Source organism: Herbiconiux sp. SALV-R1 (genome assembly GCF_013113715.1).
Taxonomy (GTDB): Bacteria; Actinomycetota; Actinomycetes; order Actinomycetales; family Microbacteriaceae; genus Herbiconiux.
The window spans coordinates 558633-577267 of the sequence record NZ_CP053344.1; the positions used below are offsets into that span (position 1 = coordinate 558633).

Annotated in this window: 24 protein-coding genes; 11 read left to right on the plus strand and 13 right to left on the minus strand. The window is 70.6% G+C overall.

The features are described 5' to 3' along the window. Positions 1-30: 30 nt before the first annotated feature. Entirely contained in the window at positions 31-2760 is a 2730-nt protein-coding gene (locus HL652_RS02765; protein WP_171703882.1) for a hypothetical protein, read from the plus strand. Between the two features lie 53 nt (positions 2761-2813). Here the strand turns inward: HL652_RS02765 and HL652_RS02770 are convergent, their stop codons facing one another. Both HL652_RS02770 and HL652_RS02775 read right to left on the minus strand, forming a co-directional pair. Further along, on the minus strand, positions 2814-3233 hold the full coding sequence (locus tag HL652_RS02770; RefSeq protein ID WP_171703883.1) for a DUF2256 domain-containing protein: 420 nt from the start codon (positions 3231-3233) through the stop codon (positions 2814-2816). A 5-nt stretch (positions 3234-3238) separates the two neighbouring features. After that, positions 3239-3430 carry a hypothetical protein gene (locus HL652_RS02775; protein ID WP_171703884.1) on the minus strand — a complete coding sequence of 64 codons (192 nt, stop codon included), beginning with the start codon at positions 3428-3430 and terminating at the stop codon, positions 3239-3241. A gap of 82 nt (positions 3431-3512) precedes the next feature. Between HL652_RS02775 and HL652_RS02780 the strand changes: the two genes are divergently transcribed. The 4 genes from HL652_RS02780 to HL652_RS02795 all read left to right on the plus strand — a co-directional run bounded on the left by HL652_RS02780 (position 3513) and on the right by HL652_RS02795 (position 5352). Then, positions 3513-3914, plus strand: coding sequence for a VOC family protein (locus tag HL652_RS02780; RefSeq protein WP_171703885.1), 402 nt, complete (start codon positions 3513-3515; stop codon positions 3912-3914). Then, positions 3911-4213, plus strand: a complete 303-nt coding sequence (locus HL652_RS02785; RefSeq protein WP_171703886.1) for a winged helix-turn-helix transcriptional regulator — start codon at positions 3911-3913, stop codon at positions 4211-4213. The genes HL652_RS02780 and HL652_RS02785 overlap by 4 nt, the downstream gene beginning before the upstream one ends. Then, on the plus strand, positions 4210-4773 hold the full coding sequence (locus HL652_RS02790) for a dihydrofolate reductase family protein (protein ID WP_171703887.1): 564 nt from the start codon (positions 4210-4212) through the stop codon (positions 4771-4773). Before HL652_RS02785 ends, HL652_RS02790 begins: the two co-directional genes overlap by 4 nt. Before the next feature lie 96 nt (positions 4774-4869). Beyond that, positions 4870-5352 (plus strand): ASCH domain-containing protein, encoded by a 483-nt coding sequence (locus HL652_RS02795; protein ID WP_171703888.1) that lies wholly within the window; start codon positions 4870-4872, stop codon positions 5350-5352. A gap of 143 nt (positions 5353-5495) precedes the next feature. Here the strand turns inward: HL652_RS02795 and HL652_RS02800 are convergent, their stop codons facing one another. The 4 genes from HL652_RS02800 to HL652_RS02820 form a co-directional block, all read right to left on the minus strand. Beyond that, positions 5496-6548 carry a hypothetical protein gene (locus tag HL652_RS02800; RefSeq protein WP_171703889.1) on the minus strand — a complete coding sequence of 351 codons (1053 nt, stop codon included), beginning with the start codon at positions 6546-6548 and terminating at the stop codon, positions 5496-5498. Between the two features lie 116 nt (positions 6549-6664). Then, positions 6665-7375 (minus strand): dihydroxyacetone kinase subunit DhaL, encoded by a 711-nt coding sequence (gene dhaL, locus HL652_RS02805; RefSeq protein WP_171703890.1) that lies wholly within the window; start codon positions 7373-7375, stop codon positions 6665-6667. 14 nt (positions 7376-7389) lie between these two features. Beyond that, positions 7390-9090, minus strand: a complete 1701-nt coding sequence (dhaL, locus tag HL652_RS22010; protein WP_216603976.1) for a dihydroxyacetone kinase subunit DhaL — start codon at positions 9088-9090, stop codon at positions 7390-7392. Beyond that, positions 9080-9838, minus strand: coding sequence for an MIP/aquaporin family protein (locus HL652_RS02820; RefSeq protein ID WP_171703891.1), 759 nt, complete (start codon positions 9836-9838; stop codon positions 9080-9082). The genes dhaL (HL652_RS22010) and HL652_RS02820 overlap by 11 nt, the downstream gene beginning before the upstream one ends. Positions 9839-10042: 204 nt before the next feature. Between HL652_RS02820 and HL652_RS02825 the strand changes: the two genes are divergently transcribed. Further along, a complete protein-coding gene (locus HL652_RS02825; RefSeq protein ID WP_171703892.1) occupies positions 10043-10810 on the plus strand; it encodes an IclR family transcriptional regulator in 768 nt (255 codons plus the stop codon). Between the two features lie 67 nt (positions 10811-10877). On the opposite strand, the gene HL652_RS02830 is transcribed toward HL652_RS02825, so the two are convergent. Further along, positions 10878-11474 carry a TetR/AcrR family transcriptional regulator gene (locus tag HL652_RS02830; protein ID WP_171703893.1) on the minus strand — a complete coding sequence of 199 codons (597 nt, stop codon included), beginning with the start codon at positions 11472-11474 and terminating at the stop codon, positions 10878-10880. Between the two features lie 90 nt (positions 11475-11564). Here HL652_RS02830 and HL652_RS02835 point away from each other — a divergent pair, with 90 nt between their 5' ends. Continuing rightward, positions 11565-12587 carry an aldo/keto reductase gene (locus HL652_RS02835; RefSeq protein ID WP_171703894.1) on the plus strand — a complete coding sequence of 341 codons (1023 nt, stop codon included), beginning with the start codon at positions 11565-11567 and terminating at the stop codon, positions 12585-12587. A 60-nt stretch (positions 12588-12647) separates the two neighbouring features. Here the strand turns inward: HL652_RS02835 and HL652_RS02840 are convergent, their stop codons facing one another. After that, positions 12648-12917, minus strand: coding sequence for a hypothetical protein (locus tag HL652_RS02840; protein WP_171703895.1), 270 nt, complete (start codon positions 12915-12917; stop codon positions 12648-12650). A gap of 76 nt (positions 12918-12993) precedes the next feature. Here HL652_RS02840 and HL652_RS02845 point away from each other — a divergent pair, with 76 nt between their 5' ends. Next, positions 12994-13512, plus strand: a complete 519-nt coding sequence (locus HL652_RS02845; protein ID WP_171703896.1) for a hypothetical protein — start codon at positions 12994-12996, stop codon at positions 13510-13512. 155 nt (positions 13513-13667) lie between these two features. Here the strand turns inward: HL652_RS02845 and HL652_RS02850 are convergent, their stop codons facing one another. Genes HL652_RS02850 through HL652_RS02860 form a run of 3 tightly spaced genes read right to left on the minus strand, consistent with a single transcriptional unit; the run spans position 13668 to position 15089 of the window. After that, positions 13668-14306, minus strand: coding sequence for a DUF6226 family protein (locus HL652_RS02850; protein ID WP_171703897.1), 639 nt, complete (start codon positions 14304-14306; stop codon positions 13668-13670). A 35-nt stretch (positions 14307-14341) separates the two neighbouring features. After that, on the minus strand, positions 14342-14719 hold the full coding sequence (locus tag HL652_RS02855) for a hypothetical protein (protein ID WP_171703898.1): 378 nt from the start codon (positions 14717-14719) through the stop codon (positions 14342-14344). Then, positions 14712-15089: a nucleotidyltransferase family protein gene (locus tag HL652_RS02860; protein ID WP_171703899.1), complete on the minus strand. Its 378-nt coding sequence runs from the start codon at positions 15087-15089 to the stop codon at positions 14712-14714. Before HL652_RS02860 ends, HL652_RS02855 begins: the two co-directional genes overlap by 8 nt. 123 nt (positions 15090-15212) lie before the next feature. On the opposite strand from HL652_RS02860, the gene HL652_RS02865 reads away from it, so the two are divergent. The 3 genes from HL652_RS02865 (at position 15213) to HL652_RS02875 (ending at position 17521) form a co-directional block, all read left to right on the plus strand. Next, positions 15213-16109, plus strand: coding sequence for a hypothetical protein (locus HL652_RS02865; protein WP_171703900.1), 897 nt, complete (start codon positions 15213-15215; stop codon positions 16107-16109). An 87-nt stretch (positions 16110-16196) separates the two neighbouring features. Beyond that, positions 16197-16694, plus strand: a complete 498-nt coding sequence (locus HL652_RS02870; protein WP_171703901.1) for a GNAT family N-acetyltransferase — start codon at positions 16197-16199, stop codon at positions 16692-16694. A 62-nt stretch (positions 16695-16756) separates the two neighbouring features. Further along, the gene (locus HL652_RS02875; RefSeq protein ID WP_171703902.1) at positions 16757-17521 is read left to right on the plus strand and encodes an alpha/beta hydrolase; all 765 of its coding nucleotides are present in this window, start codon (positions 16757-16759) and stop codon (positions 17519-17521) included. Between the two features lie 9 nt (positions 17522-17530). On the opposite strand, the gene HL652_RS02880 is transcribed toward HL652_RS02875, so the two are convergent. Beyond that, positions 17531-18034: a DinB family protein gene (locus HL652_RS02880; protein ID WP_171703903.1), complete on the minus strand. Its 504-nt coding sequence runs from the start codon at positions 18032-18034 to the stop codon at positions 17531-17533. A gap of 133 nt (positions 18035-18167) precedes the next feature. Beyond that, entirely contained in the window at positions 18168-18626 is a 459-nt protein-coding gene (locus tag HL652_RS02885; RefSeq protein ID WP_171703904.1) for a hypothetical protein, read from the minus strand. Positions 18627-18635 lie beyond the last annotated feature (9 nt).

An 18635-nucleotide genomic window follows, 5' to 3' on the forward strand; every position in this document is an offset into this window, starting at 1 on the left:
CTGAGCCGTGAACCCGAAGGTCGAGACCCCATGTCGAGCCGCACACCCCGACGACGGCCGCGCTGGCTCGTCCGCACCGCCGCCGCCGTCGCGATCGGGGCGGTGGTGGCCGGCGGAAGCGTCGTCGCCTCCCCGCCGCAGTCGGCGCAAGCCTCCTGGCAGGGTGACACCAGCACGTGGATCAACGGGCTCAACTCCTCGCTGAGCGGCGTCTCCGAGGTCTTCGGCAAGAAGCTGGGGCCGCTCAACATCGCACTCTCCTTCGCGGTGCCCATCATCTCCTCGATCTTCGGCGACGGCGGGGGCGGAAAAGACCCGGGCCCCGGCATCCAGGACGTGCTCGACAAGCTGAACGAGCTCGACGACATCGAGAACCGCCTCGACGTGATGCAGGAGAAGCTCGCCCAGATCGAGTCGGAGGTGCTGAAGGTCGACATCGACACGCTCATGGGCACCTGCACCGTGCAGACCGCTCCGCTCAAGGACTACCTCGCCAAGGTGCGCGCCTCGCAGACCGACTACGAGAACGTGCTCACCGAGATCGACCGTCTGCGCGAGGAGAAGAGCGGCGACAAGAACCGGCTGAAGGCCTACGTCGACGCCTTCATCAAGTCGACGCTCGGTGCGACCGACCAGTACTCCGTCAACTCCAGCGCGATGGCGCTGTCGATCACGACCGTGCACGAGCGCATGGTGTCGGGCGGCGGAGGCAGCGGTGTCATCCAGGACTGCGGAACCGCCTACCTGGCGCAGTGGCGGTTCGCACACACCGCATCCGGTCAGGCCCAGGCCGTGACTGCCGATCAAGCCGGCGCCTGGGTGGACGACCGGCAGTACTACGAGCCGCTGCAGAACCTCGTGCAGTACTGGCAGATCGCCCAGACGCAAGGGGTGTTCCTGCTGCAGCAGGCGGCCCTCATGCAGGCGACGAAGCAGTACGTGAAGCAGAGCGGCCAGCACGTGCTGCCGGCAGATGCGTCGGCGGTGTGCAGCAGAGCGCTCAGCACCGAGAAGGCCCCGAATGCGGCGGTGGTGTGCGACACCTCGCTCAGGTACAGCAAGGGCTTCTACACCGACATCGTCAACGAGTGGCGTCAGGTGGGTGTGCCGTTCTCCGACGACAAGGTGATGATGAGTCTGGGCACCGAGGTCACGGGCGTGCAGAAGACGGTTACGGTGTACGACGCGACGACCCAGAAGTTCACCGACACGAACGTCTCCACCGTGTCGCGGCTCTGGGTTCGTGACCCGGCGGCCTCCGGTGTTCCCTGGCAGTGGGGAACCTGGGCCACCACGGGAGCGGCGGCCACGAGCTACGCCGGGTTCAGCGGCTTCGTGCCCGCCGGTTCGGCCCAGTGGGGCGACCTCGTGGGCGGATACGAGGTGTCGCATCCGGGGGTGAAGCCCGAGGTCATGACGCCCCGGGAGAGCTTCCCCGAGCTGCGCGACACCTACGCCGCCTCGAACGTTCCGGCCTACGCGCCCACCGACATCATCGCGGCGATGAGCACCGCGAAGAGTTCCGCCGAGACGAGCGCCGATCCGGCGACCACCCCCACGGTCTTCGCCGCCTCCGGCATCGACATGGTCTGGATGCCCGGCCAGAAGGCGAGCTGGAACTTCTCCTTCGTCAAGGCGGGTGGCCTCGGCGCAATCGGGGGCCTCGACTTCCCGCCGTCCTCCCTGGTCCGGCCCGACGCGCCCAATCGCCTCTACTTCGGGAGCGAAGGCCTCGCGATCAAGTGCTTCGTGGCGCGGGGTGACGGTGCGCTGTGCACCAGCGGCACCCCGGGAAGCGGTGCCACGGCGGGATCGACACTCGACCCGAACGTCGGCTCGTGGTTCATCGGCCGTCAGGCGACGGGCTGGGGTGTGGTCGACGGCGGGGGCGGTTTCGAGATCCACCCGGTGAACGAGAACATGGACCAGTTCTACGGCTACTCCGAGTCTCCCAGTCAGTGTGACGGGAGCGGGTGCCTCTACAAAATCGACACGATGTACCAGCAGCCCCGCTGGCTCGCGCCGTTCACGCTGAAGGACGGCAGCGTCGTCGAGGGCGACCCCTCGACCGAAGCCACCCTCTGGCCCGTCGCGCCGATGCCGGCCGAGTGCGGAAAGACCTCCTGGGGCGCGCCCACCCGCTGCGGCGCCCAGCTCGACGCCTGGCTGAAGGCGAACATCCCGAATCCCGCCGTGAGCGGGCCGGTGCTGACGGCGCAGTCCGTCGTCACCCCGGTCGACAACGCCGGCACCGTCACCTGCCCGACGCCGACCTGGCAGCCACCGGCGACGACCGAGACCGGTGTGCCGATCGTCACCAGCCAGGCCACCTGGGCCGGGTGGGTGAGCAACACGCAGTCGGCCAAGGCGACGGCGGCCGTCGGTGCGCCATTCGTGCTCGGAGACCTGGCGAAGGAGTGGACGCCGAAGCCGAAGTCGTTCTCCGTGGTCTGCACCTACACGGCGCGGTACGCCGATCTCGCGAACGTCACCGTCGTGACGAGCAAGGCGGCCTCGGCCATCTTCGAGAACGGGGTCTACCGGCTGGGGTTGACCGGTGCGCCGGGTGACCCCGGTTCGCCGACGCCTGGCCCGGGGCAGCCGGGTGAGCCGGCGGCCGGCGGGTCGAACACGCTCGCGGCCACCGGCGCGGCGCCGGCCGGGTGGATCGGTGCCGCGGGGCTCGTGCTGCTGCTCGGGGCGGCGCTCGCCGTCGGCGCGCGGGTGCGGATGCGGGCGCGGGCGCGCTCGCGCGGCTGACGGGTGCGGATGCGCATGCGGGCGCGCTCGCGCGGCTGACAGATGCGGCGCCCTCAGACTAGACGGATGCCGACCGGCCCCCGGGCGGTCGACGGGTCGACGGGCGCGCCCCCCTGCAGCCACACGACCACCTCACGGTCGGCGAGGCGCCGGGCGGCGCGGCGCATCAGTTCACGACGAGCGGATGCGCTGCCGGGCTCGGTCTCGGAACCGTCAGGCGCATCGAGGCTGTCGAGATCGACCGCCGTTCCCCGGGGCCGGTGACTCAGGGCGGCGACGATGCGCTCCTCGGCCGCGCGATCATCCGCTGTCACGCCGCGGCGGCGGCAGGCGTCGGAGCAGTAGCGCACCTCGTTCCACGACCGCGCCCACTTCGCCCGCCACTCGAAACGGCGCCCGCACGACGCACAGATCTTCGACGGCGTGGCGGCGCCGCCCGAGACGCGTGTGCTGCCCGACCGGCCTCGCGTCATGCGGACTACTCGGTGCCGGAGGGTGCGCTCGGGTCGGCGGCGGGCTTGTCGGGCGTGTTGCGCTCGTCCCAGCTGTGCCGGCGCAGCGCTGACAGCACGGCACCGCGGATGATCAGCCACTGGAGGAATGCCCCGACGATCACCGCGGGAAGCCAGAGGGGCAGCGTGGTCATGAACGCGTCGAACGGATCTCTCATCCCCCCAGTACACCCGGGTCGGTCGTCGGCCGCTCGACCGGAACCCCTTGACTGCGTGCTTGCTTTTTGCAAGTATCTCGACATGAGCCTCTTCATCTCCTGCCCGGTCGCCGATGTCGACCGGGCCACCGCCTTCTACACCGCCCTCGGGTGGACCCTCAACCCCGAGATGTCCGACCACAACGTCTCCTGCTTCGCCATCGCGCCCGAGCAGTACGTCATGCTCAGCAGCCGCGAGATGTACGCGAGCGTCGGGGGAGTCGAGGAGCTCATCGGCGGCCCCGACACGCCCTCGAAGGTCACCGTGTCGTTCGACCTCCCGAGCCACGAGGCCGTCGACGAGCTCGTCGAGCGGGCGCGGGCGGCCGGCGGGCGCGTCGGCGACACCGACGACTACCCGTTCATGTACCAGCGGCAGTTCGACGACCCCGACGGCTACCACTACTCGCCGTTCTTCATGAAACCCGACGCCGCGACCGCGTGAGCGATCTCGCCGCGGCCCTCGACGTCGTCGGTGCGCGGTGGGCGCTGCTCATCGTGGCGCGACTGCTCGACGGGCCGCAGCGCTACGGCGACCTGCAGCGCGACCTCGGTGTTCCCACGAACATCCTCGCCACGCGCCTGCGCGAGCTCGAGGGGGCGGGAGTGCTGACACGGCTGCTCCTGTTCCACAACACCCGCGCCTACGCCCTCACCGAGCGCGGGCTCGCGCTGCGCGACGCCGTCGTCGCGTTGGAGCGGTGGGGTGCAGAGGTCACGATGGAAGGAAAGAGCGACGGATGAGAACCCTCCGCTACGGAATCAACGTCACCCTCGACGGATGCGTGCATCACGAAGCCGGAATCGCCCCCGACGACGAGTCGATGCGCTTCTGGACCGCGGAGATCGAGCGCGCCGACGCGCTCCTGTACGGCCGTGTCACCTACGGCATGATGGAGTCGGCCTGGCGCCGACCCGCCTCAGGAGTGTGGCCCGCGTGGATGGGTGACCGCGACCTCCCCTTCGCCGAGGCGATCGACGCCACGCCCAAACACGTGGTCTCGAGCACGCTCGAGACTGTCGACTGGAACGCCGACCTGGTGCGCGGCGAGCTGGGCCAGGCGGTGCGCGAGCTGAAGGAGCGACCGGGGTCGAGCCTGTCGGTCGGGGGTGTCACGCTCCCGCTAGCGCTTGCCGAGCTGGGTCTGATCGACGAGTACGTCTTCGTCGTACACCCGGTGATCGCCGGCCACGGCCCGACCCTCTTCGACGGCCTCCGCGACCGCGCACTCCTCGACCTCGTCGACCGCCAGGAGTTCAGCTCGGGCGCGATCGCTCTGCACTACCGGCCCGCCCGCGTGTGAGAACCGGCCCGCATCCGCATTCCGTCCCTGCAGCCACCGGATGGAGATCACCCGCGCCGGCCGCGCGGGACGTCGGGCGCCCGATACGGTGGTCGGATGGCTCAGGATGCGGCACCCGGCGACACGACGATCGACCGGTTGCCGGTCGTCGAGTTCGCCTTCCCCGGACCCCTGCGTGATCGCATCGTCGCCGCGATCCTCGCGGGCGAGAAGACGGCGACGAGCTCGCTCCTCCAGGAGTACGACGATCCCGACGAACCGCTGCCCGTCGTCGGCGGCCGGGGCGCCGTCGTCGACTCGGCCGGAGAGCGGGTCGGCATCGTCCGGGTCGTCGACGTGCGCATCGTGCCCCTCGGGGATGTGCCCCTCGATCATGCTCTCGCGGAGGGCGAGGGGTATTCGTCGGTGAGCGACTGGCGCGCCGGCCATGAGCGCTTCTGGACCTCCGAGGCGATGCGAGCCGAACTCGGCGGCGACTTCGTGGTGAGCGACGAGCTGCCCGTCGTGCTCGAGACATTCGTGCTCGAGGGGCGCGCGCCCCAGCGCGCGGGTCACCCCGAGGCTCAGCCCGAGTCCTGACGCGGTCACTCCTCCGCGGCGTCAGCCCTCCAACCGGGCGCGTCGAGGCGGATGGCGTCGCAGCCCACGATGCGGCGGAGAGAGTCTTCGAGGCCGTCGAGCGTATCTGAAGCCCGCGGGAGGGCTCACCTTGGGTGGGGGCGCTACCGCGACGGGCGGATGCGTGAACGGATGCGCAGCGCCAGTCCTGCACCGAAGAGGGCGACCGCCGTCAGGGCGATGGCGGCGGCTGCCGGTGCGGGGCCGCCGGTGTCGGCGAGGGCGGCGGCGGGCGCAGGGGTGGGGGTGGGTGGTGGTGCTGCCGGGGCGGAACCTCCACCACCGGGCGCGGGCGCACCGGGCGCGGGCGCGCCGGGGTCAGGCGTCTCGCCCTTTCCGGGAGGCGGCGTCGGCGTGGGCGGTGGCGACGTCATGTCGCCGTCGAGGGGGATGACGGAGCTCGTCTGCATCAGGGGAGACGCGCAGTCGGCGGTCAGCTCGATGCGCGCTCCCGCCGTCGAGGGCTTCGTCTGCTGCAACCAGGTGCTCAGGAACTCGAGCGGGAACGTCGCTTGGCGATCGGCGTCGACAGCGAGCCTGGCCAGGGCGATCGGAACGGAGACGTCGAGCCCGGGCTCGATCTCGTAGTGGTAGTCGGCGGTGACCTGAATGACATCGCGGCAGATGCCCACGCTGGCGGACTCACCGGTCGGTCCCTCCGAGAGGGAGGTGACCGTGATGTCGGCGGGCACCGAGAGGGCGAAGACAGCCGACTCGATCGTGGCCGAGGCACTCGAAGCGGGAGCGCTGCAGAAAGCCGTGAACTCGATCGATGCCCCCGAGCGGAGCGTCTCGGTGTCGAACCAGCTGCCGACCGTCGAGAGGGGGAGGGTGGGCTCCTCCGACGCGGCGAAGGGCACGTTGACCACCTTCGGGCGCCCGCCGTCGGGGTCCACCAGGGCCGTGCTCAGAACGAAGGCCGACGGAGTGCCGCCGGCGACGCATCCCGAGACCGTGACCGAGCCGAGGTCGGCGCCGGGCGTCGCCAGATCCTGCACGAACAGATCGTCGGGCAGCTGCACCGCCAGTGCCGCGGGCGCCGCCTCCGATGCGGGCTCGTCGGCCTCCGTCGCCAGCGCCGCCTGCGCTCCCAGCGCGCCGAACACGACAGTCGCGACGACGACCGCGGCCGCCCGCCTTGCGAAACCTCGACCCACAGCATCCCCCTCGACGCTCGACGCGTTCCCGAGAACTCTACCGGGCACGGCGCCGCGGCGAGCCAGAGCCGCCCGCCTGCCCGCCGGTCACCGGCAGGCGGGCGGGCGCCTCCACCTCACCCGACGATCGCGTCGAGCCACTCCAGTGGCCGCCGGCCCTCGAACGCACCCACCGCCGCGGCGCCCGACTCGAAGAACAGGGCGATCGTCACCGCCCCCGGGTCGAGCACGCCGCGCGCGAGCTCGCCGACGTAGCTCGCCCGGCCGCGCGACGCGACGAGGTCGGCCGTCGACTCGGCTCCCGCCCGGGCCGCCACCGCCGCAGCGGTCATCGCGTCGGCGAGCGAGCCGCCGCCGCCTGCGGACTCGGTGAGCGCATCCGTCGCCGGTGAGAGTGCGTCGATCATGGTGTTGTCGCCGACCTTCGCCCCGCCGAGCTTCTGGATGGTCGCGAGACCGGCCGCGACCCCGGCCGCCAGCTCGGTCGCGCGGGCCCCGGTGGGCGACCCCGCCCGCGAGATGTCGCGGAACCACATGCCGAACAGCGGCCCACTCGTGCCGCCGGTGGCGAGGAAGCCGCGCGAGGTCGCACCGAACACGGTGGCGAAGCTCGCGATGTCGCGGTCGGGGAGGTTGTCGGTGGCGCGGCGCAGCGCCGAGGCGATATTGGTGCCGAAGTCGCCGTCGCCGGCGAGGCGGTCGAGGTCGGTGAGCCGCTCCTGGGCGGTGGCGAAGTCGGTGGCGAAGCGGGTGATCCAGTCGAAGGCGACGTGCCCGGTGACGGCGTCGGTGCTCAGTCCGGTGCTCAGTGGACGTTCGGTGCTCATGGTGTTCGGGCTCCTTACCAGGTGAGGTTGGGGGTGCGGACGGGGGCGTCCCAGAGACGAACGAGGTCGTCGTCGGCGACGGTGAAGGTGACGGATGCTCCGTGCATGTCGAGCGAGGTCACATACGACCCGACGAGCGACCGCGCGACACTCACCCCGCGATCGTTGAGCAGCCGGTGTACCTGGCGGGCGATGATCGACAGCTCGAGCGGATACGCACCGCCCAACCCGTTCACGATCGCGATCACCGACTGCCCGCGCCTCAGCTCGAGGCTTTCGGCCAGCGGAGTCACGAGCTGCTCCACGAGTTCGTCGGCGGTGGCGAACGGGATGCGCCCCGTGCCGCGTTCGCCGTGGATGCCGACGCCGAACTCCACCTCGTCGGCAGCGAGCTCGAACGCCGCCCGCGATTCGCCCGGGTGCGTGCAGGCGTCGAGGGCGAGCGCGAGGCTGCGCGACCGGCCCACGACGTCTCGACCCGCTGCGGCGACGGCCGCGAGGTCGGCCCCCTGCTCGGCGAGGGCACCGAGCACCTTCTCCACGGTGACGACGGCTGCCGTGCCGCGGCGGCCCGGACCGTCGTGGGCGCCATGGGAGGCGAGGTCGTCGTCGACGATCACGGCCTCCATCGCGATGCCGTCGTCGCTTACGAGCTCGGCGGCGATCTCGAAGTTGAGCACGTCGCCGGTGTAGTTCTTCACGATGTGCACGACGCCCGCACCGCTGTCGGCGAGGCGGGTGCCGGCCTGCACCTGCTCGGAGGTGGGGCTCGCGAACACGGCGCCGCAGACGGCGGCGTCGAGCATCCCGGTGCCGACGAAGCCGGCGTGCAGCGGCTCGTGACCCGACCCTCCGCCTGAGACGAGACCGACCTTGCCCGAGGCAGGAACGGCCCGCGAGACCACGTTCGCTGCTGCGTCGAACGCGAGAAGGGAGGGGTAGGTGCGCTGGAGTCCGTCGAGAGCCTCGGCGATCACGTCGTCGGGCCGGTTGACGAACTGGCGGCGGATGGTGGACATGGGTGCTCCTGTCAGTGCGGTGGTGTGGTGATGGGTGAGAGTCGTGTGAACCGTGAGGGCTTCGAACAGCAGGGATGCCGCTGCGGCGCCCGGGTCGAGGTGGCCGGCGCTGCGTTCGCCGAGGTAGCTGGCGCGGCCCTTGCGAGCGACCAGCGGGAGAGTGCTGTCGCGGCCGGCGACTGCAGCGCGAGCCGCGCCCCGCAACGTCTGTTCGAGCTGCTCGCCTCGGGCGGCACGGGCAGTGAGTTCCGCGACCCCCGGTGCGATCGCGTCGACCATGGTCTTGTCGCCGACCTCGGCGCGGCCGAGCGTGACGACGGATGCGAGACCCGCCTCGAAGGCCGAAGCCAGGCCGCCCACGTTCAGCTGGGCGGTTTCGCCTGCGCGCTTGCCCATGGCTCGGAACATCGAGCCGAAGAGCGCTCCGCTGGCGCCGCCCACGGTAGCGAGCAGCGTCATGCCGCAGCGGTGCAGCAGGTCGCCGGCGTCGGCCGGCGCGTCGTCGTGGAGTGTTGTTCGCAGAGCTGATGTTCCGCGGGTGAGATTGGTGCCGAGATCCGCATCCCCGATCGCGGAGTCGAGTTCGGTGAGCCAGCTCACGTTCGTGCTGCAGAGCTCGTCGAAGCGGTCGAGCCAGGCGACGAGATCGGCGACGGTGAGCGTCTCGGCGCCGCCGACCTCCTCGTCAGCGGGCACGAGCATCCTCTTCTTCGAGAGCCTCGGTGAGGGTCGTGCGGTCGGCGCGGGTGCGGGAGACGAGCCCGAACAGCAGTCCCGCGGCGATGCCCGCGGTGATCTCGGCGATGACGTACACCGGCCACTGCTCCCACTGCACGGTTCCGCCGAGCAGCTGCTGCACGAGCATCGGCCCGGTGGTGCGGGCGGGGTTGATCGACGCCCCGGTGGCGGGGGCGACCGGGATGATGGCCGCGAACACGACGAGACCGATCACGATGCCGGCGAATCCCGGTGCCGCCTTGCGGTGGATGACGCCGAACACCGTGAACACCAGGATGAACGTGCCGAGGAATTCGGCGGTGAACGCCTGCCAGACCGGGATGTCTCCGTAAGCCGCGATTCCGAGACCGAGATCGCTGGCCTGCTGGCCGAGCGTGCCGACGATGGCGAAGGCGCCCGCGACCGCTCCGAGCACCTGGGCCAGCAGGTAGCCGGGCACGTCACGCCAGGCGAACTTGCCGCTCACGGCGAGCGCGAGGGTGACCGCCGGGTTGATGTGGTTGCCCGAGATGTAGCCGAACACGTAGACGGTGGCGATGACGATCGTGGCGAAGGCCAGCGAGATGAAGCCGAGGCTCGCCATCGTGAACGGGGCGTCGCCGTTCACCATGAGGGCGGCGGGCACGGAACCGACCCCGATGAAGACGAGGAAGGCGGTGCCGAGGAACTCGGCTGTAAGGCGTTGCCAGGTTCGGTTGTCGTCCATGTGACTGTTCTCCTTTGAACGGATGCGGGTGACCGGATGCGGGTGACCGGATTCCGGTGCGCCGACGTCAGCAGCGCATCCGGCACATTCGATATTGTCGAATGACATTCGGTAATATCGAATAATGCACGGTCGCTCGAACCCTGTCAACAAGTCCGCGAGAATGGGTGCGGCACGCGCAGCGGCGGGCGAGTAGGAGAACGAGTGATCCAATCGATCGACCGGGCGGCGAAGATCCTGTCGCTGTTGCAGGGTGCGCGCCGGCTCGGCATCACAGAGCTCGGGGCGGCCCTCGATCTGCCGCCGTCGACCGTGCACGGCATCGTGAAGTCGCTGCAGGCGCACGGCCTCGTCGCGCAGGAGCGCGGCGGCAACCGCTACATGCTCGGACCGGCGCTGGTGAAGCTGTCGAGCGTCTACCTCGACACGCTTGATGTGAGGGCACGGTCGATCCGCTGGATGCACGACCTCTCGAGCGAGACCGGCTTCGCCACGAGGCTCGGGGTCGAGCTTTTCGGCGAGGTGCTCGTCATCCACCATGACCGCCGGCCCGACGGCTCCGAGCAGATGCCCGAGACCGGGCTCACGCTCCCCAGCCACGCCTCGGCGCTCGGCAAGGTGCTGCTGGCCTTCGATGCCGACCATCGACAGGATGCGCTCGACCGCCCCCTGCGCACCCTCACGGGGTCGACCAAGACCGACCCGGTCGAGCTCGAAGCCGAGTTCGACCGTGTTCGCCGCGAGTCGCTCGGCTACGAGCTCGAGGAGGCCGTCATCGGCGAGAACTCCGTCGCGGCCCCCGTCTACGACGCGAGCGGCGCGGCCATCGCCGCCCTCGCCATCGTCGTCCCCTCCTCCGAGTGGCCGCCCCCCGCCCCCGCCCTCACCGCCCTCACCGACGCCGCACGCTCCATCTCCCGCGACCTCGGCGCCCCCGCCCGCCCCGCGCCGGCGGCACCGCCTCGCCGCTGACGAACAAGGGGCCCGTTGCGCGCTGCGCCACGCTGCGCCCGGCAAGGCCGCCAGGCCCGGCCTGGGGTCAGCGGGTGTGGAGGCCGTCGAGGAGGAGGAGGACCATCGGGTTGGGGGAGCCGTCGGGGGAGGGGGTGCGGTGGCTGAGGTCGCCGACCGCCTGGAGGAGTTCGAGGGGGTCGACGCCCGGGCGCACGTCGCCCGCGGCGACGGCGGCGTCGAGGAGGGAGCTGATGGCGGGGCCGAGCTTGCCCATCAGCTGCGCCGGGAGCGCGTCGTAGGCCGGGTCGCCTGAGCGGAGTGCTGCGGAGAGGCCCTGCTTGGTGGCGACGAAGCGGGTGAAGCGGGTGATCCAGAGGTCGAGCGCCTCGCCGGGCGGGTGCTTCTCGAGCAGCTCGGCAGCCTCGGCGGCGGTGGCGTCGATCTCCGACGTGAAGACCGCCGTCACGAGTTCGGCGCGGTTCGGGAAATGGCGGTAGAGGGTGCCGACGCCCACCCCGGCCTCGGTGGCGATCTCGCGCGCCGGCGCATCGACACCCGACCGTGCGAACACCGTGCGTGCCGCCGCCAGGAGGGTGTCGAGGTTCTGGCGAGCGTCGGCTCTGAGCGCGCGCGGCGCAGCGTCGGCCGACGAGGCCGAGGCGGTCCCGGGGACAGCAGGCATGGCGAACCCCTTGCTAACCGGAACGGTGTTCCGTATAGTCGACGACATGAGCGGAACGGTGTTCCGCATCCGAGTCTAGAGGAGAAGCCCATGCAGTATCGACCCCTCGGCCGCACCGGAATCAAGGTCACGCCCTACGCCCTGGGCGCCATGATGCTCGGATCGTTCGGCAACCCCGACCGGCAGGAAGGCGTGCGCATCATCCACCGCGCACTCGACGCCGGCATCAACTTCGTCGACACAGCAGACCGCTACGGCGACTCCGAGGAGGTCGTCGGCGAGGCCCTCGCCGGCCGGCGCGACGAGGTTGTGCTCGCCACCAAGTTCTGGGGCCCGGTCGACGACGACGTGAACCACCGCGGCGCCTCCCGCCGCTGGATCATGCAGGCCGTCGAACGCTCCCTCCGCAACCTCCGCACCGACCACATCGACCTCTACCAACTGCACCGCCCCGACCCCGAGACCGACATCGACGAGACCCTCTCGGCGCTCACCGACCTCGTGCGGCAGGGCAAGGTGCGGGCGATCGGCACCTCGTCGATGCGGGGCAGCGAGATCGTCGAGGCGCAGTGGGTCTCCGAGCGCCGGGGCTTCGAGCGCTTCCGCACCGAGCAGCCGAACTACTCCATCCTCGACCGCGAGATCGAGCGCGAGATCCTGCCCGTCGCCGAGCGCTACGGCATGGGCACGCTCGTCTACAGCCCGCTCGCCGGCGGCGCGCTCACGGGCAAGTACCGCGCGGGGCAGGCGAACGAGAACTTCCGCGCGGGCACCGGGATGCGCCACTTCCGCGACGAGCGCCGGCTCGCCGTCATCGAGCAGCTCGTCGCCCTCGCCGACGAGGTCGGCATTCCGCTGACGCACCTGGCGATGGCGTTCGTCATCGCGCATCCGGGTGTCACCTCCGCCATCGCCGGGCCGCGCACGACGGAGCAGCTCGACGACACGCTCGCGGGCGCCGAGGTCGTGCTGAGCGACGAGATCCTCGACCGCATCGACGCCATCGTGCCGCCCGGCGAGAGCATCGGCGCGATGGACATGGTCTATCGGGGGCCTGAGGTGACGGATGCTGCCCTCCGCCGCCGCCCGTCGGGCACGCGCTCGGCCGCCTGAGGTTGGGGCTGGGGCGCCGAGCCCTCGCGGCTGAGCCGCGCACCGCCCGCGGCCTCACCCTCACAGCTCGCGCGTGAGCCCCCGCTGCACACCCGGGTAGGGGCCCTCGACGAGACGGTGCCTCGCGTAGCCGTCGAGGCGGGAGAGGATGACGTCGCGGCGGCCGTGCATCCATTCGGGCGTCGAGGCATCCCACTCGTCGGCCGGGGGCACGTACAGCACGGGTGGCTCGACGCCCCACCCCGCGTCGAAGAGGAAGCCCTTCGAGCCCTCCCAGTAGTAGACCTCCTCCTTCCACTTCGCCTCGACCTCGAAGTCGTCGTCGCGCATGGGGCCTCGCCTCCTTCCTTCGCTAGTGTCGGTGACGGGCCTCGTGGCAGGGCGCCGACGAGCCGAGGGGGACAGGATGAGCGGGTTCAGCGAGCAGGAGCTGGTGGCCGAGGCGCGGGCGGCGTTGAGCGCAGCCGGTGACTCCGGGGGCGAGGTGCTGGCCGCCGGGGTGTTCGGGCTCGCCGACCTCGTTGTCGCTGAGGCGGTCGGGCTCGCGGCAGGCTCGATGGCCGGGGGCGGCGATGGCGGCTCGGGGGCTGGTGCTCTGGGTGCCGGTGTGGCCGCCGCCCTGGGTGGCCTCGCCGCCACGAAGGCCGCGGCCGAGGCGCAGGGCGTGACCGTGCAACTGCTCGTCGCCATCACCCCCGACACCATCCACGTGCTCAACCGCGACACCGGCGGCCGTCTGCGCACCGAGGTCGCCTCGTTCCCGCGTGCCACCACCCGGGCGACGATCGAGAAGATCGGACTCAGCCGTCACCTCACCCTCGCCGATTCCGTGACCGGTGCGAGCATCCGGCTTCACGGTTCGACCTCGTGGATCTCCGCCCAGTCGCAGGGCGACAAGCTCGTGCTGGAGCTGCTCGCCGATTGACGCCGCCAGGGGTTGTCGCTCGCGGTGGCACGGCGACAAACTCGTGCTGGAGCTGCTCGGCCGCTGACACCGCCATGGGTTGTCGCTCGCGCGGTGGCACGGCGACAGACTCGTGCTGGAGCTGCTCGCCGGCTGACACCGCCACGACCCGTTCCTCATGCGCGGAGCGGCCAGGGCTGCCACCCGCCGCCGTTCTCGTCGAGCCGTGCGCGCGCGGCCTCGACCCGCGGTGCGGGCGACTCGCCCGCCGGCACCCGCCCCGAGCTCGACCCGTCGGGAAACTCGAGCGCGTACTCCACCCAGGGCTCCGCTCCGCCGCCGATGCGCTCCCGGAAGCGCCCCTCCGCCACCGCCAGCACGGTCTTCTCCAGCTGATCGGCCTCGCCCTCCCAGGTCGAGTCGCACGCATCGCACCCGCACACCGGGAACGCGAACTCCTGCAGCATCCCGGCCCGCACGAACACCCCCGGGTAGTCGGTGAACACGATCGTCAGCGGCGCCGCGGCCGGGTCGCGAGGCTGCAGGTGCACGGTCCGCGCCACCTCGCCCGTCGGCCGTCGGAGCTCTGGCCCGCTCTCGACACCCTCCGTCACCTCGATGTCGTAGGTGTCGCGCAGGTGCTCGACCAACGCCTCGGCCACCGCGTGCAGAGGTGCGAAGCGCTCCGGATGCGCATCCACCGAATAGCTGTCCTCTGGCGGCGACCCCTCCCAACGCCGCCCGTACTCGATGACGCGCCCATCGTCGTTGCGGACGACGGGCCCCTCGATCGCCGGCCTCGCATAAGAGCTCATCCCCGCATCATGCCGCATGCCTGGAGGTCGCGTCGTCAGCGATCTCGAGCCTCCGCTTCGCGAACGATGTCGAGGGCCCAGGCGACCAGATCGGATGCGTCGCTCGCGCTGATCGCGTCGGTGCCGTACTGCACCGGCGTCTTCCCGGCGGCCTTGGTCGACGGGTGCGTGGCTCGGCGCAGCAGGCCCTCCGCATCCGCGTGGTCGTCACCAGCGCTGCGCTTTCCCAAGACGAGTCCACAGATCGCGTCGGCCGCTGCGGTCCCGGCGAGGATCGCATTGGAGCCGGCCACCTTGTTCTCGGCGGGGGCTCCCAGGTCGAGGAGCTCGGCGGCCGCGAGGTGGAGCTGTGCCTCCTTCAGGCGAGCGCGCGCGCCGGCGACGTCGAGGCGTACCGTGCGGCGCTTAGGCACAGGCTGTTTCATCCGCTTCCAGCTCGAGGAGGAGCCGGTCGAACGTGGGTCCGAGCACCGTGACCGCCTCGCGCCTGATCGACATCACGACAGGTTCGGCCCGCGCGAGGGAGTCGCGAAGCTCCGACCGTGTCACGCTGTAGACCTGCCCCGTGTTGCCTGCCCAAGTTCTGATCGCCTCGCTGAGGTCGAACGCGACGTCGACGATGGCGTCGTGCGAGATGTCGTCGGGGTGCACGACGAGGATGTCGACGTCGGACTCCGAGCCGGCCGAACGTCGTGCGAACGAGCCGTAGAGATAGGCGGCGACGCCGCCGAGTTCCGAGAGAAAGGCGTGAATGCGATCGATGATCGTCTGACGGGCATCCACAGCCGCCTCCACGGCTGGCCACAGAACTGGTCGCGGTTGCCCCGCCAGAAGGTGGTGTTCCCATGCGCGTACCCTCCTCGAAGGTCCCGGCTCGCGGGGCGGAGAGCAGAGGAGGAACGAACGATGGCGGTCGACGACGAGGTCGTGGCGAAGGCGCACAGCTGGCGGGAGGAGGTCGACCAGTTGTTCGGTCTGCGCTGGGACACGCTGGTGGAGTGGGTAGTCATCACTTGGGTGAGTGTGTGGCTGTACTCGTCGTGGGTCGCGCATCCGGATGCCGCGTTCCCGAGCGAGGGGCCGATCGAGTGGACCGCCGGCCTCTTTCGAGCGCTGTCGATCGACCCGCCCGGATGGCTGACCGGGGTCACTCCCTGGCTCACCGATGCGAGCCGATCGTGGCTGCTCGGCCTGTCGGTCGTGCTGTCGGCGGTGTTCGTCACGCTCTCCGTGAAGCGTCGCAACCGCGTGGGGCTGCGGTTCCTCGCCCTGGTCATGCTGGTGATCGCCCTCGAGATCGGGGACAGCATCTGGCCGGTCTTCCTCATCCTCGCTCTGGCTGCGGTGCCCGCGATCTGCGCCGCGGTCGCCGGTGTCGTCGAGAACCTCCGCGCCGACGACCGCCGGGACGACCTGCACGACGGCTTCTTCCTGCCGTCGATCGTGCTGCGGCAGTACGTCGAGGGTGTGCTTCTGCTGTTCGCGATGCCGGTGCTGGCGCCGTTCATCCTGCTCTACCGACTGGTCACCAGCTATCGGGTCGAGCTGCCGTACGACCCCAGCGCTGAGCTCGCCCGACTCGTCGCCGAGGAGCTCGAGGAGGGCTCGCGATCGGTACAGAAGACGGATGCGCTGCTCGCTGTCTCGGCACTCGCCGCCATCCAGACGGCCGGGTCGTCCCCCCGATCGTCCCGCGACATCGCGAGCATGCTGCATCACCGGGTGCGCGACCGCCGCGAGCTGCGACAGCGGCTCGAGCGCGACCGCCGCGACCGCGAATGGGACGCGCTCCGCCGTCGCTGATTCGAATGCGGTCACGGGCTTTCCGCGCAGCGCTGAGGAAGGTCCCTCGTCACCTCGCCCACCCTCAGCAGAGAGCATCATGGAGGCATGACGACGAGCATCCGGCCGTGGGCCGAGGGCGACTTGGCGCTGCTGATGCGCGCGAACGACCCGGTGATGACCGAGTTCCTGGGCGGGCCGGAGGCGGAGGAGAAGGTGCGCGAGCGCCACGAGAAGTACCTCCGCTTCGCGCAGCTCGAGACCGCCGGCATCTTCGCGATCGAGCACGACGGGGTCGCGGTCGGCGGCGTGAACTGGTGGCAGTCGGAGTGGCACGATGAAGCCACGCTCGAGACGGGCTGGTTCGTCGTTCCCGAGGTGCAGGGGCGCGGAGTCGCCGCCGCCGGCGTCTCGGCCGCGCTTGATGACGCGCGAGCGAGGTCGGAACGGCGCCGCATCCTCGCCTTCCCCGCGACCGCGAACCACCCGTCGAACCGCCTGTGCGCGCGTGTCGGCTTCGAGCGCATCGGGGAGGAACGCTTCCCCTACCGCGACACCGAACTGCACGTCGCGGTGTGGTCGCTCGACCTCGGGCCACGCACATGAAGCGTGCACATCATGACGGTCCGGCTCCCTGGAAGCGTGCGGCGGCCCGGTACCCTCTGACCATGGATTCGCCGGCGATGTCCTTCTACCCAGCTGTGTCGTACGGCCGAGCCGAGCATCCGCTCGAACTCGACATCCTCGCCCCGCCGAGAGAGCCCGGGGGTGCCCCACTCCCGGTTGCCTTGTTCTTCCACGGTGGAGGGTGGCACGAGGGCGATCGCGGCGCCGGAATGCACCCGTGGCTGAACCCCCTGCTCGCGGCGCGCGGGTACGTGACCGTCTCCGTCACCTACCGGCTAAGCGGTGCCGCCCCGTGGCCAGCGCAGTACGACGACGCCCGCGCAGCCCTGACGTGGGTGCAGACGCACATCGCCGACGTCGGTGGCGACCCTTCGCGCATCGGGGTCTGGGGCTTCTCGGCGGGAGCCCACCTCGCCGCCCACCTGGCGTTCAGGGAGCCCGGCATCGCCAGGGCCGCGTCCCTGGCGGCCGGCCCGACCGATCTGCGGGGCGTCGGCATCGATGAACCCAACGAGGTGACGTGGTTGATGGGCCCGTCGCCGGCGGCCGACTTCCTCGCAGACGTCAGCCCGATCACGTGGGTGACTCCGGATGCGCCACCCACCTTGATCGTGCACGGTACCGACGATCAGATCGTCGAGTTCGAACAGGCGCTCGCGCTCCGAGGCGCCTTGGCGGCTGTGGGCGCTCGTGTCGGGCTGCACACGATCCCCGGCGGAAGTCACGAGTGGGCGGACAAGCCGTCCGCCGACTCGCACGCGACCTTCGGAGACCTCACCGCTGACTTCTTCGACCGAGTGCTGTGAGCCGAGTGCTCAGTCGCCCGTTGTGCCGTCGGCGATCTCGCGCAGAATGTCGATGTGCCCGTTGTGCCGGGCGTTCTCCTCGATGAGATGCAGGATCACCCACCGCAGCGTCGGGCGCTCACCCGACCGGAACGGCGTCTGCGACAGGTCGTCGAGCTGCAGCCCGGCGATGATCGCGTCGGTGGCTTCGGCCTGGGCACGGTAGCCGTCGATCACGGTCTGCAGGGGGAGGGTGGAGCCGTCGATGAACTCCTGGTCGGGTGACTCGTCGGTCCACGGCCCGAGATCGGGGCCGCCGACGAAGCGGGCTTCGATCCACGAGTGCTCCACCCAGCGCATGTGGTTGAGCACCGCGCCGACGCTCATCAGCGGAGACGTCGCGATCGGGGTGGCGGCGGCCTGCGCATCCGTGAGGCCCGTGGCCTTCTCGATGCCCGTGTCACGCGTGTACTGCAGCATCGTGAGCAGAGTCGATCGCTCGTCCCACGCCTTCGGATGATCAGTGCGTTCCATGCGTCGAGTATGTCCCCCCGCATCCGTCACCGCACCCGGCGCGGGCGTGGTCGACCGCGCTTCTGACAACACCCAGGTCGGCGCCGGTGTCATTCTCGGCGAGCAAACGGCGACTGCCCCGACGTATGCCGCCTCAGTGGGCAGGCGGATTCGCAGCCATGTAGTCCCGTATCGGAACGAGATTTCCGAGCGGCGCGAAGTACCCGGCCGCGGGCAGATCGAACGCGATCCCCACCACCCCGACGCTCGAGAACGTCGCCGCCCACTCGATCGCGGACGGGAGCGGAACGGCGAGCAACCGCGACGCCTCGTCCTCAGACAGACCCATACCGAGCGCCGCGTTTCTCGCCCGCTCCCCGGTGGTGAAGGCGAGAATCATCGGGCCCTGGGGGAGCTCTCCCACGTAGGGCCCGGGCTGGTCGTCAGTGCCGCGCGCGATGAAGATCCAGCGGTCGAGCCCGTAGATGGCACGCCACAACGCGTCCATCGCGGCGAAGCTCTCCGACTGCTCCTTCAACGCCGCGGCCCGCCGATCGATCTCCGCCACCTGCTCAGGCGAGGGGTCGAGACGGGGTGCTTCAGGATGCTCCATACCTTCACC

What these genes read in the sequence shown, in the direction of transcription:
- HL652_RS02775 (WP_171703884.1), bottom strand. Translation starts at nt 3,430, where the DNA reads ATGAGAGATCCGTTCGACGCGTTCATGACCACGCTGCCCCTCTGGCTT.
- HL652_RS02795 (WP_171703888.1), top strand. Translation starts at nt 4,870, where the DNA reads ATGGCTCAGGATGCGGCACCCGGCGACACGACGATCGACCGGTTGCCG.
- HL652_RS02840 (WP_171703895.1), bottom strand. Translation starts at nt 12,917, where the DNA reads ATGCGCGACGACGACTTCGAGGTCGAGGCGAAGTGGAAGGAGGAGGTC.
- HL652_RS02830 (WP_171703893.1), bottom strand. Translation starts at nt 11,474, where the DNA reads ATGCCTGCTGTCCCCGGGACCGCCTCGGCCTCGTCGGCCGACGCTGCG.
- HL652_RS02770 (WP_171703883.1), bottom strand. Translation starts at nt 3,233, where the DNA reads ATGACGCGAGGCCGGTCGGGCAGCACACGCGTCTCGGGCGGCGCCGCC.
- HL652_RS02875 (WP_171703902.1), top strand. Translation starts at nt 16,757, where the DNA reads ATGGATTCGCCGGCGATGTCCTTCTACCCAGCTGTGTCGTACGGCCGA.
- HL652_RS02885 (WP_171703904.1), bottom strand. Translation starts at nt 18,626, where the DNA reads ATGGAGCATCCTGAAGCACCCCGTCTCGACCCCTCGCCTGAGCAGGTG.
- HL652_RS02765 (WP_171703882.1), top strand. Translation starts at nt 31, where the DNA reads ATGTCGAGCCGCACACCCCGACGACGGCCGCGCTGGCTCGTCCGCACC.
- HL652_RS02845 (WP_171703896.1), top strand. Translation starts at nt 12,994, where the DNA reads ATGAGCGGGTTCAGCGAGCAGGAGCTGGTGGCCGAGGCGCGGGCGGCG.
- HL652_RS02790 (WP_171703887.1), top strand. Translation starts at nt 4,210, where the DNA reads ATGAGAACCCTCCGCTACGGAATCAACGTCACCCTCGACGGATGCGTG.
- HL652_RS02835 (WP_171703894.1), top strand. Translation starts at nt 11,565, where the DNA reads ATGCAGTATCGACCCCTCGGCCGCACCGGAATCAAGGTCACGCCCTAC.
- HL652_RS02865 (WP_171703900.1), top strand. Translation starts at nt 15,213, where the DNA reads ATGGCGGTCGACGACGAGGTCGTGGCGAAGGCGCACAGCTGGCGGGAG.
- HL652_RS02880 (WP_171703903.1), bottom strand. Translation starts at nt 18,034, where the DNA reads ATGGAACGCACTGATCATCCGAAGGCGTGGGACGAGCGATCGACTCTG.
- HL652_RS02780 (WP_171703885.1), top strand. Translation starts at nt 3,513, where the DNA reads ATGAGCCTCTTCATCTCCTGCCCGGTCGCCGATGTCGACCGGGCCACC.
- HL652_RS02870 (WP_171703901.1), top strand. Translation starts at nt 16,197, where the DNA reads ATGACGACGAGCATCCGGCCGTGGGCCGAGGGCGACTTGGCGCTGCTG.
- HL652_RS02850 (WP_171703897.1), bottom strand. Translation starts at nt 14,306, where the DNA reads ATGAGCTCTTATGCGAGGCCGGCGATCGAGGGGCCCGTCGTCCGCAAC.
- dhaL (WP_171703890.1), bottom strand. Translation starts at nt 7,375, where the DNA reads ATGAGCACCGAACGTCCACTGAGCACCGGACTGAGCACCGACGCCGTC.
- HL652_RS02820 (WP_171703891.1), bottom strand. Translation starts at nt 9,838, where the DNA reads ATGGACGACAACCGAACCTGGCAACGCCTTACAGCCGAGTTCCTCGGC.